Here is a 15,340-nt window from a genome sequence, read left to right on the forward strand (position 1 = left end):
CCGCTACCCCACGCCGCGCCCCTACCGGTCTGGACGGGCTTGCCGTCCGGGTCCACGACCGATGGGTGAGTGCCTGGCCGGCCGGAGGGCCGGAGCTCAGGACAGCGCGAGCAACGCGCCGAGGGTGAAGCCGACCGCGGCGAGCCACACGAGGGTGGGCAGAGCGCGCAGCCAGCTCGCCACGGGCGAGTGGCCGGCGTGACGCTGGGCCGGAACCTGGGCGGAGTCCGCCCCCGCCGGGACGGGGCTGGGATCGATGCGGCCACGGCCGCCCTGGCCGGCCAGCACGGTCGCCAGATTCCCGACGTCCGGGTCGTCGGGCGCGGCGGGCGGGCGCCGCGGCGTGGGACTGACCGGGGCCAGGACGACCGTCGGCCCGTTCGCCGCGCCGAGGTGCACCTGCACCTCGCCGTCGTTCAGGGCGATGCTGCCGGTCCGGGCGCCGTCCACCCAGATGCCGTTGGAACTGACGTCCCGGGCGAGCCACCCGGCATCGCCGCGGGGCTCCAGCAGGACGTGACGCCGAGACACCCGGCCGTCCGCGATGACGACATCGCAGTCACGGCCGCGGCCGACGACGTGACTGCGGTCGGCGGACAGCACGCTCTGGCCGGACGGGACGGTGATCCGCAGCCCTGTCGGGTCCACTGTTTCTCCTCCTGGGAGGATCCGGCTCCTGCCGAGATCCGGGCGATCGGGGCGCGGGGGTCAGGCGGGGAAGACCGCGTTGTCGCGGACGGTGACGGCGACCGGCGGCAGCGGCTGTTTCGCCGGCCCCGCGACGGGTTCCCCGGTGCGGGTGTCGAAGGCGCTGCCGTGGCACGGGCAGAGGATGCGGCCCTTCGCGATCGCGTTCACCGAGCAGCCCTGATGGGTGCAGACGGTGGAGAAACCCTGGATCGTGCCGGCGGCATTCCTCGTGAGCACCAGGCCGGCGTCGCCGAGGATGAGACCGCCGTCGGCCGGCACCTCGTCGACCCGGGCGAGGGGCGCCGCGCCGCCGGCCTGGCCACCGCCGTTACCCGCGCCCGAACCGTCGCCACCCGCGCGGGTCCCGCCCGCGGTTGCCTGCCGTGGTTTCGAATCGGCCGCGTCGCTGCTGCTGGCGACGACATACCCGACGGCACCCGCGGCGACGGTGACCGCGATGCCGGGGACCACGAGGCGCCGCGTCGGTGCTTCCTGCGTCATAACTTTTTCCTCGGGATCCTGTTCAGACGTGCGGAATACCGGACCGGGTGAAAAACCACAGTGAAGCCGTCAACCAGATTGCGACCAGGGAAACGAGAACCGTCGAGCCGAGGACGGGCAGTACCCACCCCGGTAACCCGCTAGTCCGTAGGCTGATCATCTTTGCCGCGTAGGCCCCGTAAAAGGCGCAACCCAGGAGGCTGTGGAGGAGCACCCGGGTGCCATCGCTGGCAAAGCCCAGCGCCCAGATGCACTGGAAGGCCACCGGCAGGGTGAGGACGAACGCGGTCGTCCCGCTCCATCGGTGCAGCGGACCGGCCCAGCTCGGCGCCGGGCCTGCGCCGGGCAACCGTCCCCACATCCACAGTGCCGTGGCCAGCTGAACGAATAGCAGAACGGCGGCGGCCGTCGTCAGCCACGCCTTCATCGGCAGCAGGCCAGAAAAACCGAGGGTGAACAGCGGCCGCCCGGCCGGTTCGTGAACCCTCGCGTACACACCGGTCGACACCGCGACGGCGGCACCGACCAACAAAGTAACGCCTAATGCTGTACCCGCACTCGTCTGCCGTTCGGCCCGGTCCGTGCCGGCTGCCATACCGCCTCCCGTCCCCTGAGACATCCTTGCTGCGCGAACTATGCCGGAAAGAGCGCGGGCGCGTCCAGAGTCGTCGGCGGGATGACATCGTCAGTGGAATGACGATGTCGCCGGCCGGATGACGGGTGGGCCGGAGACGGGCCCGGCGTCAGGGCCGGAGACGGGCCCGCACCGCTCGGCGGAGTTCGTCGGTCGCGTCGACGACGACGCGGCGCAGGAGCGGGTCGAGACGGTCGCGGGCCAGCAGGGCGTCCGCCTCCCGCACCGTCCCCACGGACACGGCGAACTGCGGATAGGCGTGGGTGGCGATCTGCCGGGCGGCGTGCGGGGACCGCCGGGCCGCCATCGCCGGCATCTGCTCGAAGTAGCGGGAGACGTACCCGTCGGTGAGATCCGCCTGCTCGGGCTGCCAGAAACCCTCGGCCGTCGCGGCGACCAGCCGGGCGGACATCGTGTCGTCGTCCACGATCGTCCGCCAGGCCCGGGCTTTCGCCTCGGGATCGGCAACGGCGGCGCGGGCCCGCGCCGCATGCTCGGCGGCCCGGGCGCTGCGATCACGCCGGCTCTCGGCCGCGATCTCCGCCTCCCCGGCCCGCCCGAGTACGACCAGCCGGTGCAGCAGAGTCCAGCGTAGTTCCGGGTCGATGACCAGTCCGGCCGGCACGTCCGTCCCGGCGAGCCACGCCGCCAGCGTTCCCACCTGCGCCGGTCCGCTACACCCGATGACCCCGCGGGCGGCGGAGAGCTGATGACCGCCTCCCGGTGCGGCGACCGCGAAGGCCCGCGCGCAGGCGGCGTGGAGCGCCTGCGCCGCCGCCGGTCGCGCCGACGGCGCGAGATAGCGGTTCAGCACGGTGGCCCGGGCGAAACGCAGGGCGTCCTCAAAGACGGCGATCTCGGTCTCTCGGGGCAGCGCACCCGCGGCGAGCGTCAGATAGTCGGCGGCGGGCCATTCGGCGTCCCGGGTCGCGTCGGCCGCGGCCGCCCAGATGATCGCCCTGGCAAGCGGATCGGCCGTCCGCGGCAGGACGGTGGGCAAAGCGGCGAGGTCGGCCGGGACGAAACGGATCTTGGCGTAGGTCAGGTCGCCGTCGTTGACCAGCAGCAGGCGTCCCGCCTCGCTCCCGACCAGTGACGCGATCCCGGTGCGCCCGCCCGGCGCCGCCGGATCGATGTCCACCTCCACCCGGCGGAGCAGCACGATCGGCTCGGCCGGCTCGGCCGGGCCGTAGACGCCGATGCCGATGCGGTGCGGACGCAGCGTCGGGTGCGTCGGCGGTGCCGTCTGGACCACTGCGACCTGCGCGAGGCGGCCGTCGGAGCCGATCGTGATCTCGGGGCGCAGCGTGTTGACCTGTGCGTGGCGCAGCCACACCTCGGCCCAGCCGGCGAGGTCCCGGCCGCTCGCCGTGGTCAGCGCTGCGAGCAGGTCGGCCAGGGACGCGTTGGCGAAGGCGTGCTGGGCGAAGTACGTCCGCAGCCCCGTCAGGAAGGAGCCGTCGCCCACCCAGGCGACCAGCTGCCGCAGGGCCGACGCTCCCTTGGCGTAGGAGATGCCGTCAAAGTTCAGCAGGGCGAGTGCGGTGTCGGGGACGTCGGCCGGGGCCACCGGGTGCGTCGACGGCCGCTGGTCGGCGGCGTAGCCCCAGCTCTTGCGACCGACGGCGAAGCTGGTCCACGCCCCGGTGAACCGCGTCGCCTCGGCGGTCACCCGATAGCCCATGTACTCGGCGAACGACTCATTCAGCCACAGGTCGTCCCACCAGCGCATGGTGACCAGATCACCGAACCACATGTGGGCCATCTCGTGGGCGATGACGACGGCACGCAGCTCCCGTTCGGCCTCGGTCACCGCCGAGCGGAACACGAACTCGTCCCGGAAGGTCACGCACCCCGGGTTTTCCATCGCGCCGGCATTGAACTCGGGCACGAACGCCTGATCGTAGGTCCCGAACGGGTACCGGCTCGCGAACAGCTCGTGGTAGCGGTCCAGGCAGGCCCGGGTGACGCCGAAGATCTCCGCCGCGTCGGCGTCGAGGTACGGCGCGAGTGAGCGGCGGCAGAGCAGCCCGAGTGGGATGCCGTCGTGGAAGTCCTCGACGAGGTGGTACGGCCCCGCGACCACCGTCACGAAGTAGGTCGCCAGGGGTGCCGTCTCGGTGAACTCCCACCGCCCCGGCGAGGTCTGCTTCCCGGCACCGTTCGCCCGCACCGTCCAGTCGGGGGGTGCGGCCACGCTCAGGCGCACCGGCGCCTTGAGATCGGGCTGGTCGAAGCAGGCGAACATCCGCTGGGCGTCGTCGAGGAAGGTCTGCGCATACAGGTAGACCTCGCCGTCCTCCGGGTCGGTGAACCGGTGCAGTCCCTCGCCGGTGTTCGAGTACCTCATCGTAGCCGTCACCACGAGCTCGTTCGTCGCGTGCAGCGCCGCGAGGGGGAGCCGGTTGCCGTCGACGGCGGAGGGGTCCAGCGGCTGGCCGTTGAGCCACAGTTGCTGGATGGATGCCGGTTTGAGCTCGACGAACGTCGCCGGTGCCGGTTCGCCGTCCGCCGACAAGCCGGCCGTGGCGAGGGAGCCGTCCGTGGGGGGACGGAGGCTGAAGCGCACCCTGGTCGTCGAGCCGAACTCCGTCGACGTGCGCGCCGCGGTCAGGTCGAGCTCGATCTCGTAGCCATCGACGCGGACCAGGCCGGCGCGGGCGAGGGCTTCGTCCCGGGTGAGGCTGTGCATACGGCGAACCTATGAGATGCCTCGCCGCCCGTCCGACGTGGACCTGGTCACCCCCCGATCTTGCCGGGTGGCCCGTTGATGTCAGTGCCCGGAGGCGAGGACAGGGTCGGTGACGCCGTGGGGCAGGCGAACCGCTCGATGTCCCAACCGGCCCGGTAGGCCCCCCCGGTAGGCCCCGGCCCGGTAGGCGCTGTCGTAGAAGTCGAGAACGCCGGCCCGCCGGTCCGGGCCGCGTTCGAGGGCCGCGAGCGGGAGGACGGCACGGATGCGGATGGTCAAGGCGGATCTTGATGCCGAGCGCCGCCAGTGCGTCGAAGGTGCGGCGGTAGAACGACGCTACCGACTGCGCGACCAGGGAAATGAGATCGTCTCGCCGTCCAGGCGCTGGACGCCCAGCTCATGACCGACGAAGTCGAAGTCGATGGTGAAGATCGGGTTTCCGTCGACCTGGCCCATCGGACGCGTCGTCAGTCCACGGCCGGTCAGCTGGGGAGGAAGATGTCACGGGTTCAGCACCGGTCGGGCCGGCTGCGGCAGTCCGGGACGATGACCCGGCGAATCTCGATCTCTCCATCGCCGAACGACTTGAGGACCACCGAGTGCCGGAGCGCCTCGGCGACGAGCGGGACCTCAGCGAGCACCGAGTCGGGGGGCTTGCCCATCATCAGGTAGTCGACATCACGCCAGCCGTGGGGGAACCGGCCGCGCACCTGAGGGTCGAGGTCCAGCTTGTAGAACCACACCGGCAGCGGCCGGCGCCCGGCGATCGTGAGGTCGGTCCAGGCGATGTCGTCGGTGATAACGATGCCCTCCGGGGGAACGTTCGCGAGGAACCATCGGGTCGCCTCCCGGCTCGGGGCACTCGCGTCCTGGGTGAGCGCGATGCGAATTTTCGGTGTCCAGTCCGGGATCACCGTCGCGGCGGCCACGGACAGGGCCACAAGAACCACGAGGCAGCGCAGGCCATTGACGATCATGGCCGCGGTTGCCCCCAGCCCCGGCCCCGGCCAGGCACGATGCGGCGGACCGCGTCGCGGCCGTGCTCCACTCGGCAGGACGGCGTCGAGCAACCCTGCCACGCACAACGCTGCGAACGGGAGCATCGCGGTGACGTAGGGGTTGGGCAGGTAGCCGTTGCGGAAGACGAAGGCAAACTGCAGCAGCAGTAGTCCGGCTGCGACCCGCAGCCGCCGCAGGGCGAGCAGGGGAACCGCGGCCGCAATACCGGCGAGGACCAGGTAGGGATCGAGATCGAGCCAGGACCGCACGACATGGTAGGTGTCACTGCCGGTGTCGAGCACGCTGCCGCTCGGGGCCCGGTCGAACAGCTGCCATCTGATCGCCCATTCCAGCGAGACGTGGCCGGGCCCCTCGAACAGCTCGTTCTTCGCGGCCGCATACAGGATGTAGATGCCGCACACGCCGATCAGGCAGCCCATGAAGTTGCGCCGCACGAATCGCCAGTTGCGAGGATCACGATTCTGCCGAAGCAGTACGTACAACCCCGGGAGGAAGAGCAGGACGGTTTCCTTCGACCAGAACGCGAAGGCCATGAAGATCCCGGCGAACGCCGCCGCCGCGACACTGCGTCGCGGCGACACCGCGCACACCAGGGCGGCGAGCAGCCACATCACGGCGATGTTGTCGAGGAATGCCATCCGCTGATACCACAGGGCGAGCGGTGAAAGCGAGAAGACGAGCAGGGCCAGGCCGGCGAAGAACCGTCGTAGGCCGAGGAGCCGGCCGAACCGGTACAGCAGCACGCAGCTCACCAGATGCACGCCGAACATGAGCTCGCGGGCCGCGGTGACCGCCGTCGGCACCCGGTTGAAACCATCAGTAATCTTCGTGTAGATGGCAATCAAAAGCCATCCGCCGAACGGATGGTCATACCAGTACGTGTAATGCGCGATCCGGTTCCAGTACTGCATCGAATACGCCTGGGCGGCATACGTGCCCTCGTCGTCGGTGACGCGGCCCGGCCAGCCGTCGAAATTGTAACCGTGCAGCACCGCCACCACCGTCAGGAGCACCGCGAGCAGGAGCAGGCTGCGGCGGCGGACGCCGACCCAGCCGACCAGTCGGCCGGTGAGCTCCCCGGCCCGGGCTGCGATCCAGGTCACGGTGGTCTGCGGGCCGAGCGGTCGGGGGTACGGGTTCGCGGCGTCGGGTGCGGTCACGACGCCGCCTCCAGCTCGAAGCGGCCGGAGCCGGTGCTGTGGTGGGCCCCGGAGTGGGAGGTCTTCTCCCACTCGACCCGGCCACGCAGCAACCGGGCCGTGGCGCGCACCGCGGCGGCGGAGAGCACGAGCTGGTACAGCGGGGCGCAGAGCACGAGCCGCACGCTGTCCCAGCGACGCAGATCGAGCCCGTACGCCTCGGCGAACTCGCGGAACGCCGCCTGCTCGGAGAAAACCGTCATGACGGTCGCACCGAACGGGAGCCAGAAGACGATGACCAGACCGGTCGGCGCCGCCAGAAACAACGTGAGGACCAGCGACACGGGCAGCAGGACGCCGGCGAGTGCCTGGAAGAACGGCATCGTGAGCATCTCCACCGCCATGATGCGCTGACGTGCTCCCGGCAGCGCCCGCCAGTCCCCCTTGAAGAGGACCTGCATGAACCCCATCATCCAGCGGGTGCGCTGGATGACGAGTTTCGTGAGGCTTTCCGGGGTCTCCTCCCGGGTCGTCAGATCCGGATGGTAGAAGACCGCGGTCGAGATTCCGGCGGCCGAAGCCCGCACCCCGAGGTCACAGTCCTCGGTGAGGCAGGAGACGTCCCACCCACCGAGCCTTTCCAGCACCGTTCGCCGAATAAACACCGTGTTGCCGCCGAGTGGGATGAAACGCGCGCGCGCCTGGAAACGCAGCCGCGACATGAACCAGATGTAGTATTCGAGGCAGTTGCGGGCCCGCCACCAGGAGGTGCCCGCGTCCAACCAGTGGAGGAATGCCCGCATCGGCGAGTGGTCCGCGGCGCGCCGCCGCGCCGTGGCACGCGCGTTCATGAGCTGCACGCCGCCCTGAAAGATACCGACGTCGGCGTGACGCAGGGCCAGCGTGTTCACGTAACGCAGGAGTCCCCCGGCGAGCAGGGACTCCGCGTCGACGACGCCGACCAGGTCGCCGGTGCAGTGCCGGCGGGCGTCCTCCAGGGACAGGGGTTTACTACGCCGGCTGCCTTCGGGCGCGACGACCCGCACGTTGGAATGCCGGCCGGCGATCTCCTCGGCGACCCGCCGGGTCTCCTGGTCGACCTCGTCATGGGACACCATCACGACCAGTTCCACCAGGTCGTCGGGGTAGTCGCCGGCAAGGATCTGGGTCAGGGTCCGCCCGAGCACCGGCTCGTCGCGGGCGGGGACGATGAGGGAGAAGCGGTTGCGGGGCGCGAGGTTGCCGGTCAGGTCCACGTGATGCACCCGCTCGGGGCGCTGCCAGCTGTACTGGCCACGCACGAGGGTCAGGCTGGCGACCAGCAGCATCAGCAGCGAGACGATCGTCCATGCGGCGAGTAGCACGACGTGGTGATGCTCGGCCGCACGCACCCCCAGCGTCACCGCGAGGGGCACGCTGACCAGCGCCCACACCCAGCGGCGCAGGCGGCTGGCGCCGGGGATCGACCCGCGGGTCCGCGCCCGGAGCCGACCGGACAGGACCAGGCCGCCGGTCACCGCCGCCACCGCGCCCAGTACCACGGCGAACGGCTGGCCCAGGCGCGGACCGCCGTACGCGACCAGCCTGATGTCCGGCGAACCGGCGAACATGTAGACGTACCAGCCGCCCGACTCGCACGCGAGCCGGGCGAGCCACGGAATCCGCCGGCCCCGGCCACCCCGGCCGAACATCCGAGGCAGGACGATCGCGAGTGCGCCGGGCAAGAGGTAAGACGTGCTCCCGTCGAGACCGACCAACTCGGACAACACGAGGGCCGACGTGGTGTGCAGGGCGGCCCCCCACCCCGCGGCCCACCACCCCGCGGCCGCTACGATCCACAGCCGGGGTGAGCGTCGGGGCACGCGGGGATCTCGGTGCGCATGGGCATGCCGACGCGCGTCGCGGGGGAGCGCCCGCGCACGCGGGACTTCGGAATCAGAATCGGATGTCACCTGTACCTGCCTGAAAGAGGTGGGCACGGAGTACCGCGGGCGGGCGACACCGCGGCGGGTCCGGTCCCCGGCCTGGATGGAAGGTCAGTTCGCCGCGACGAGCTTCGGGAGGTCGGCCACGTACTCGGCGACCGTGGTGTCGGCGAATTAGCTCCTCGCCATTCCCTTGCAGTTCGTCGTCGGCGTGGAATACGCCAAGGTGCCGCCGGCAAGCATGATCCTCCTGTCGGAGAGCTGCGCATGCCCGGAACAGAACAGCCGGATGAGGACCCCACCGGCGCCGAGGTGTACGCCGTCACCGGCGGGTGGGCTACGAAACCGCACCGGACACCCCGTCCTCCGACGGCCTTCCTTGCGACGGCGAGACCGCCCGCTCAGACACCGCCCGCTCAGACACCGCCCGTCGCCGGTACACCAGCCGATCCACCACCAGGTATCGGACGATCACCGCGGCGGCCAGGGACATCAGGGTCGAGATGCCGACGCCGAGATGCCATCGCCCGACCAGCACCGCGAGCAGTGGCAGCCGAATGACCAGATCGAGATTGTTGATGAGCGCGAACGCCGGACAGCGACGCAGCCGGGAACCCGTCTCCCGGTCCCAGACCAGGAGCTCGCAGCCGAGGAAGTTCCAGCCGATGGCGATCTGGGTCGCGACGACCGCCGCGGCCAGGTAGTGCAAGCCGACCTGGTGAAGCACGGCGGTGCCAAGCAGGTTCGGCACCGTCCCGGACGCCCCGACCAGGGCGAACCGCGCGGGCTTCGGAACCCGCAACGCGAACAGCCGCCGGGCGAAGCGGGCGCCTTCGGTCAGCGAGGCGTTGGAGGTCCCGGCGTGCCGCTCGGCGAAGGCGTACCCGATCTCGCGGACGCGCAGCCGTCCGGACGCGACGAGCAGTTCCAGCAGGATCTTGTAGCCGTCCGGTCGCAGGCCGGCCCGGTCCACGACGGCGACCCGTACCAGGAAGAAGCCGCTCATCACGTCCGAGACGCCGCGCAGCCGACGGGGGAAGACCCACCGACACAACCGGTTCGACCCCGTCGAGACCAGGTGCCGCATGCTTCCAGCGAGCCCCGATGCGCTGCCGCCGGACACGTACCGGCTGCCGATCACCACGTCGGCGGCATGTTCCACGGCGGTGCCGAGCAGCGCCGGGATGGTCTCCGGCGGATGCTGGAGGTCCCCATCGATGATCACCGCATAGGGCGCGGCACAGAGCGCGAAGCCCTCGCTGACCGCGCCCCCCAGCCCGCCGACCCGCTGGGCCGGGGTCCGGTGGTGCACCTGTACCGGTAACCGCACCGAGGGGCGGACGCGCGCGATGACCTCGGGCGTTCCGTCGTCGGAGTCGTCAACGAAGATTACTTCTCCGGACAGGCCGTGCAGCGCCTCGTCGAGGCGCCGCAGCAGCGGTTCGACGTTGCGCGCCTCGTTGCGGGTGGGTATCACGACCGACACCTGTGGCCCGACGTCCAGCCGGGAACCGACGTCCACCCGGGAACCGACCGGTTCCGCGGCCGAACCGCCCGTCCGCTCGGGACTCTCCAGCGGGTGGCGGGGATGCGGCAGAACGGGCAGACGGAGCAGGCCCGTGCGGTCGTCCGGTCTGCCCGTCGGCCCGGTCCGGCTCCCCTGATCGGTCCTGCCCCCCTGATCGGTCGAGGTCATCGGGTCCCCCCGGGGCCACAGACCCGCAAAACGCGAGCCAACGTCGAGATAATCCCGATCCGTCGAATTCCGGACAATACAGTGCAACATTCACACGGCCACATTCCTGCGGTGATCATAACGAATTTCCCCCAGAGGCAGCGGAACAAAAGAAGCCTCGGATCGAGCCATCTACCGGCACCCCATGCCCGATCCGGGCCCTACGGTCATAAGGCCGGGCGAAAAATTACCGCAGGTCGTCAGCGGGCGGGGGCGGGTGACCACCAGGAACACGCCGAGACACGGCCTCCCCGCTAAGCCGGGTGCGCCGTGCCACACCGCACTCCACCGGCATGCTTTCCGACACTTCCGGGCAACCCGGTTGGCCGGTACCGTCCGGCCCTATAATTCAGAAATCACCGATCAACATCCCCGCATAGGGCCACAAGTCCCGGCCCCACGGAGCGGTACATCGCGACAACACGTGGAACCACCCCGGCCGGGTTGACGACAGTCACGACCGCAGAACCCCGCGCCCATAGACTTCCCAGCCATAAACCCCAGGGAGCACGGTGTCAGACCAGCCTCGCAAGAGCAGAGCGGACAGGGGGCACGTTCGCCTCAACCAACGGGATCTCCACGCCCTCGAATGGATCTTCGACATGCGGGCCGCCTTCGAGTCGGACATCTCGGAGATTCTCGGCCCGGAACACCCGATCTCCAAGAACGCGGCCCGCGCCGTCGTGAAGCGCTGGGAGAACGCCGGAGTCGCCTCCGCCGATCCCGTACTCGCCGGCCAGGGCCGGCTCGTACGGCTCACCGCCGAGGGCACCCGGCTGGTCAGTTCGATGGAACTGGAATCCGACGGAGCGGCGACGAGCGCGGCGGGGGCCGTGCGCCACGCCATGGTCGCCCGCGCCCGGCTGCGGATCGAGAACGCCGGGGTGGGCGGGTCGCGGGTGCTGGCCTGGATCAGCGAGCGACAGTGGCGGCACGAAAACGAGGCCGCCCTGCACACCGGGTCGCACGTTCCCGATGGATTCGTCCGCCTCGATGGCGGGATGACAGGAGTCGTGCAGGTCGGCCATACCCGGGTGGAGGTCGCCCGGCTCCGGCCACTGATCGCGAAGCTCGCCCGTCACCATCCCGTCGTCGTACTCGCCGTTCCCCGGGGGGAGCTGGCCGGCAACCCGGCCGGCCCCGCCGCGGTCACCGACGACGGCGACGGCCTGCCGGCGACGGTCTTCACCGTGGAGATCTGACTTCACTTCTGACGTCACTGTGAAGATCTGAGCCCGGCGAGCAGCTCGGCGAGATGCCGCCCGCGCCGGGCGGCGACGTGTTCGGCCTGGGTCCGGCAGGAGAATCCGTCGGCGAGCAGCACGGTGCCCGCGGGAGCCGAGGCGATCGCCGGGCCCAGGGTACGGGCGGCGATCGCCATCGACACGTCGTAGTGCCCGGCCTCCATACCGAAGTTGCCGGCCAGGCCGCAGCAGCCGGCGAGGACGTCGACGTCCGCGCCGGCCGCCGCCAGCAGACCGCGGTCGGCGGCGAATCCCATGACCGCGTGCTGGTGGCAGTGCGGCTGGGCAAGGATGCGCACCCCGTCGAGACGCGGCGGAGCCCAGCCGATGGTGTCGCCGAGCAGCTCGGCGAGGGTACGCACCGCACCGGCTACCAGCGCGGCGGCGGGGTCGCCCGCGAGCAGCTCGACGAGGTCGCCGCGCAGCACCGCCGTGCAAGACGGTTCCAGGCCGACGATCGGCGTCCCGGCCCGGGCGTACGGCGCGAGGCAGTCGACGGTCGCTCGCAACCGGCGGCGCGCACCGTCGAGCTGGCCGGTGGTGATCCAGGTGAGACCACAGCACGCTGGGCCCGGCGGCACGATCACCCGGTAGCCGGCGTCCGCCAGCACTGCCACGGCGGCCCGGCCGACCTCGGGGGAGAACGCCTCCGTGAACGTGTCGATCCACAGCACCACCTCCCGGCTGTGGGCCTCGCGCCTGTGGATCCCCCGCCCGTCGGCTGCTTGCCCGTCAGCCGGGTACCCGTTTCCCAGCTCCGAGCCGCTTCCCAGGTCCGAGCCGCCGTGCTCGCGCCACCAGCGGCTGAACGGTTGCCTGGCGAAGGCCGGCACCTCGCGGCGCGCGTCCATGCCCCCCATCCGCAGCAGCAGCCGTCGCACCGCCGGTCCGGCCAGCACCGCGTTGACCAAGCGTGGCGCCCGCCCGGCGACCCGGGCCCATCGGGGCAACCAGCCGAGCACGTAATGGCTGACCGGCCGGAGCCGATGCCGGTAGGCGCGGAACAGCACCTCGGACTTGTACGTCGCCATGTCCACCCCGGCCGCGCAGTCGCGCGCGCACGCCTTGCACGACAGGCACAGGTCGAGCACCTCGGCCACCTCCGGGGCCCGGGCGCCCCCGGCACCTCCGCGGACCAGCGAGCCGTTCGCCATCTCCTGCAGCACCCTGGCCCGGCCGCGGGTGGAATCCTTCTCGTCGCGCGTCGCGAGGTACGACGGGCACATGAAGCCGCCGGCCGCCGGCGTGTCGGCCCGGCAGGTGCCCAGCCCGACGCAGCGGTGGACGGCCCGCCCGAACTCCCCCGCGTCGGCGGTGAAGGCGAATCCGCCGATGGTGGGCAGCGGGCGAGCCGCCGGCAGGCGCAGGTCGGCGTCGATCGGCCTCGGCCGGACCAGCACACCCGGATTGAGAAGATCGTCCGGGTCGAACAGGGCCTTGAAACCGGCGAAGACGCCGAGCGCGACCGGCGAGTACATCCTGGCCAGCAGCTCACCGCGGGCCCGGCCGTCCCCGTGCTCACCGGATATCGAGCCGCCGTAGGAGGCGACCAGGTCGGCGGCCTCGGTCAGGAACGGGCGCAGGCGCCCCGGGGCCTCCGCCAACGGTAGATCAATCCGGATGTGCACGCAGCCGTCCCCGAAGTGTCCGTACGGCACCCCGTCGATCCGGTGCGCGCGCAGCAGGTCCTCGAAGTCACGCAGGTAGGCTCCCAGGCGCTGCGGCGGCACGGCCGCGTCCTCCCAGCCGGGCCAGGCTGGTTCCCCCGCCGCGGTCCGCCCGGCGAGACCCGCGCCGTCCTCGCGGATCCGCCAGAGGGCGCGGGTCTGCGGGCCGGTGGGCAGCACCCGGGTGGCCCTCGTGCCCGCGGCGGTCGCCAACGCCCGGCCGGCCGCGAGCGCCTCCGCCGGGCTCGCCCCACCGACCTCGACGAACAGCCAGCCGGTGCCGGCGGGAAGCTCCGGTACGGCCCACGGTCCCCGGTGCCGGCGCACGATGTCGACCAGGCGCGCGTCCATGCCCTCCACCGCCAGCGGAGCGTGCGGGAACAGCAGCGGCACGGCGTCCGCGGCGGCCGGCATGTCCGGATAGCCCAGCACGACCATCGCGGTCGCGGCCGGCCGGGGGACGAGGCGGACGGTCGCCCCGAGCACGACCACACAGGTGCCCTCGGAGCCCACCAGGGCCTTCGCCAGGTCGCCGCCGCGTTCGGGCAGCAGGTGCTCCAGCGAGTAGCCGGAGACCTGGCGGGGGAACCTGCCGAGTTCGGTGCGCAGGACCGCCAGGTTGGCCCGGACGAGGTCGTCGAGCCCGGGGACTGCCGGATACCCGGAGCCACCCGGGCCGACCCGTAGCCGACGTCCCGTGCCGTCGAGCACGTCGAGATCGACGATGTTGTCGGCGGTCCGGCCGTAGGCGATCGCCCGTGCGCCGCAGGCGTTGTTGCCGATCATGCCGCCGATGGTGCAGCGGGCATGGGTGGAGGGATCCGGACCGAATCGCAGCCCGTGCCGGCCGGCCGCCGCCTGGAGGCTGTCCAGGATGACCCCGGGCTGCACTCTCGCGGTGCGGGCGGCCGGGTCCAGGGAGATGATGCGGTGTAGGTGGCGGCTGAGATCCATCACCACCCCGGGGCCCACGGCGTTGCCCGCGATGGAGGTGCCCGCGCCCCGGGTGGTCAGCGGGGTCGCGGTGGACCGGCAAACTGCCACGATCGCCAGGATGTCCCCGACCTCCCGGGGGAACACCACGGCCGCGGGCGGCACCCGGTAGTTCGAGGCGTCGGAGGAGTACTCGGCCCGGCGTCGGGCCGAGGCGTCGACCATGGGCCGGACCACTCGATCATGATCTACACCGGTGCCGGCGACCATCGATCCGGCCGTGGTCGGTCGCTCCCCGAGCGCCGCCCGCAGCATCTGGACCAGCTCCGCCCGGTCCCCGGCCCCTGTTCCGGCCCCGGCCCGATCCCCGGGACGCCGAAACTGTCGGCGAAACCGTTGGACCCGCACGCGACGCTGCTCCCGCTGCACCCCACCATCCTCGCCACAGGCCAGGCCGGCCGCACCGGATCGACCTGCCACCGTGAATCTTCAAGGAGATCACCCTCCCGGAACCCGGGCACGGCACGGTCGGTGGCCTCCTTCGGCCGCTCACTGATGTTGACCATGCCGACGATCCTGCCCCCTGGTCACGGTGCCGCGCGACTGGTTAACCCATTAACCCACCCAGTCCAGCCCTTGGACAGCATGATCTCCAGCTCGGTTCGCAGTTCCCCTCTGTCCTGCAGGAGTGCGCGGTCTCAACTGGGTCAGTGCACCAGGCGTGAAATCCGGTCACAGGCCTGGATCTGATAGGACGTGGTTCCCCTGATGCGATGAAGGGGCGCGGCCTGTGAGGGTCTGGCGGGTGGGGTTGGGCCGGAAGACGAGGCGACGCGGGGCCTCGGTAGGAAGTAGTCCTTCCACAGATCACTTCACCGAAGGACCCCGCGTCCCGCGTGAGTTTCACGTACGCTGCCGAGCTGCCCTTCGGCGATCACACCGTCTTCCGTCTGGCCGGACTGTTGGTCGCGGAGCGTCAGCGTCGTGGTACCCGTAACGGCACTCACACGCTGTCCGCGCTGGAGCAGGCCGTGATGGCCCTGCGCTGGTTCTGTGACGGCACGCGGACCCGCCTGCCCTTCAACGATCATGGAGTGTCCCGGCCAGTGGGCTACCGCTACCTGCACGAGGGCGTCGCCGTGCTCGCCTGGCAGGCCCCT

Annotated in this window: 12 protein-coding genes and 1 pseudogene; 2 read left to right on the forward strand and 11 right to left on the reverse strand. The window is 71.1% G+C overall.

All coding sequences use genetic code 11. The annotated features are described in order from the left end of the window. Positions 1–96 precede the first annotated feature (96 nt). From AC08OO_RS17755 to AC08OO_RS17800, 10 genes are all read right to left on the reverse strand, one after another. Positions 97–648, reverse strand: a complete 552-nt coding sequence (locus AC08OO_RS17755; RefSeq protein WP_476607932.1) for an FHA domain-containing protein — start codon at positions 646–648, stop codon at positions 97–99. 60 nt (positions 649–708) lie between these two features. Next, a complete protein-coding gene (locus AC08OO_RS17760; protein WP_476618794.1) occupies positions 709–1,191 on the reverse strand; it encodes a Rieske (2Fe-2S) protein in 483 nt (160 codons plus the stop codon). Positions 1,192–1,213: 22 nt separating this feature from the next. Then, positions 1,214–1,786, reverse strand: a complete 573-nt coding sequence (locus AC08OO_RS17765; protein ID WP_476607934.1) for a DUF6529 family protein — start codon at positions 1,784–1,786, stop codon at positions 1,214–1,216. A 148-nt stretch (positions 1,787–1,934) separates the two neighbouring features. Next, on the reverse strand, positions 1,935–4,517 hold the full coding sequence (gene pepN, locus AC08OO_RS17770; protein WP_476610859.1) for an aminopeptidase N: 2,583 nt from the start codon (positions 4,515–4,517) through the stop codon (positions 1,935–1,937). Positions 4,518–4,598: 81 nt separating this feature from the next. After that, positions 4,599–4,796, reverse strand: a complete 198-nt coding sequence (locus AC08OO_RS17775; protein WP_476610858.1) for a hypothetical protein — start codon at positions 4,794–4,796, stop codon at positions 4,599–4,601. Between the two features lie 57 nt (positions 4,797–4,853). Next, positions 4,854–4,973 (reverse strand): hypothetical protein, encoded by a 120-nt coding sequence (locus AC08OO_RS17780; protein ID WP_476610857.1) that lies wholly within the window; start codon positions 4,971–4,973, stop codon positions 4,854–4,856. Between the two features lie 53 nt (positions 4,974–5,026). Continuing rightward, positions 5,027–6,697: an ArnT family glycosyltransferase gene (locus tag AC08OO_RS17785; RefSeq protein WP_476610856.1), complete on the reverse strand. Its 1,671-nt coding sequence runs from the start codon at positions 6,695–6,697 to the stop codon at positions 5,027–5,029. Further along, positions 6,694–8,538 (reverse strand): glycosyltransferase family 2 protein, encoded by a 1,845-nt coding sequence (locus tag AC08OO_RS17790; RefSeq protein ID WP_476610855.1) that lies wholly within the window; start codon positions 8,536–8,538, stop codon positions 6,694–6,696. Before AC08OO_RS17790 ends, AC08OO_RS17785 begins: the two co-directional genes overlap by 4 nt. A gap of 237 nt (positions 8,539–8,775) precedes the next feature. Then, on the reverse strand, positions 8,776–8,952 hold the full coding sequence (locus tag AC08OO_RS17795) for a hypothetical protein (protein WP_476610854.1): 177 nt from the start codon (positions 8,950–8,952) through the stop codon (positions 8,776–8,778). Then, the gene (locus tag AC08OO_RS17800) at positions 8,939–10,297 is read right to left on the reverse strand and encodes a glycosyltransferase (RefSeq protein ID WP_476610853.1); all 1,359 of its coding nucleotides are present in this window, start codon (positions 10,295–10,297) and stop codon (positions 8,939–8,941) included. The genes AC08OO_RS17795 and AC08OO_RS17800 overlap by 14 nt, the downstream gene beginning before the upstream one ends. A 641-nt stretch (positions 10,298–10,938) precedes the next feature. Between AC08OO_RS17800 and AC08OO_RS17805 the strand changes: the two genes are divergently transcribed. Next, positions 10,939–11,538, forward strand: a complete 600-nt coding sequence (locus tag AC08OO_RS17805; RefSeq protein WP_108913785.1) for a hypothetical protein — start codon at positions 10,939–10,941, stop codon at positions 11,536–11,538. A 14-nt stretch (positions 11,539–11,552) separates the two neighbouring features. On the opposite strand, the gene AC08OO_RS17810 is transcribed toward AC08OO_RS17805, so the two are convergent. Beyond that, positions 11,553–14,495: an FAD-binding and (Fe-S)-binding domain-containing protein gene (locus tag AC08OO_RS17810; RefSeq protein ID WP_476618795.1), complete on the reverse strand. Its 2,943-nt coding sequence runs from the start codon at positions 14,493–14,495 to the stop codon at positions 11,553–11,555. A 581-nt stretch (positions 14,496–15,076) separates the two neighbouring features. Between AC08OO_RS17810 and AC08OO_RS17815 the strand changes: the two are divergent. After that, positions 15,077–15,340: pseudogene (locus AC08OO_RS17815) on the forward strand (IS5/IS1182 family transposase); the annotation flags it as partial.

The sequence above is a fragment of the Frankia sp. CeCAU1 genome (genome assembly GCF_977971845.1).

What these genes read in the sequence shown, in the direction of transcription:
- AC08OO_RS17810 (WP_476618795.1), bottom strand. Translation starts at nt 14,495, where the DNA reads ATGCTGCGGGCGGCGCTCGGGGAGCGACCGACCACGGCCGGATCGATG.
- AC08OO_RS17760 (WP_476618794.1), bottom strand. Translation starts at nt 1,191, where the DNA reads ATGACGCAGGAAGCACCGACGCGGCGCCTCGTGGTCCCCGGCATCGCG.
- AC08OO_RS17800 (WP_476610853.1), bottom strand. Translation starts at nt 10,297, where the DNA reads ATGACCTCGACCGATCAGGGGGGCAGGACCGATCAGGGGAGCCGGACC.
- AC08OO_RS17805 (WP_108913785.1), top strand. Translation starts at nt 10,939, where the DNA reads ATGCGGGCCGCCTTCGAGTCGGACATCTCGGAGATTCTCGGCCCGGAA.
- pepN (WP_476610859.1), bottom strand. Translation starts at nt 4,517, where the DNA reads ATGCACAGCCTCACCCGGGACGAAGCCCTCGCCCGCGCCGGCCTGGTC.
- AC08OO_RS17780 (WP_476610857.1), bottom strand. Translation starts at nt 4,973, where the DNA reads ATGGGCCAGGTCGACGGAAACCCGATCTTCACCATCGACTTCGACTTC.
- AC08OO_RS17765 (WP_476607934.1), bottom strand. Translation starts at nt 1,786, where the DNA reads ATGGCAGCCGGCACGGACCGGGCCGAACGGCAGACGAGTGCGGGTACA.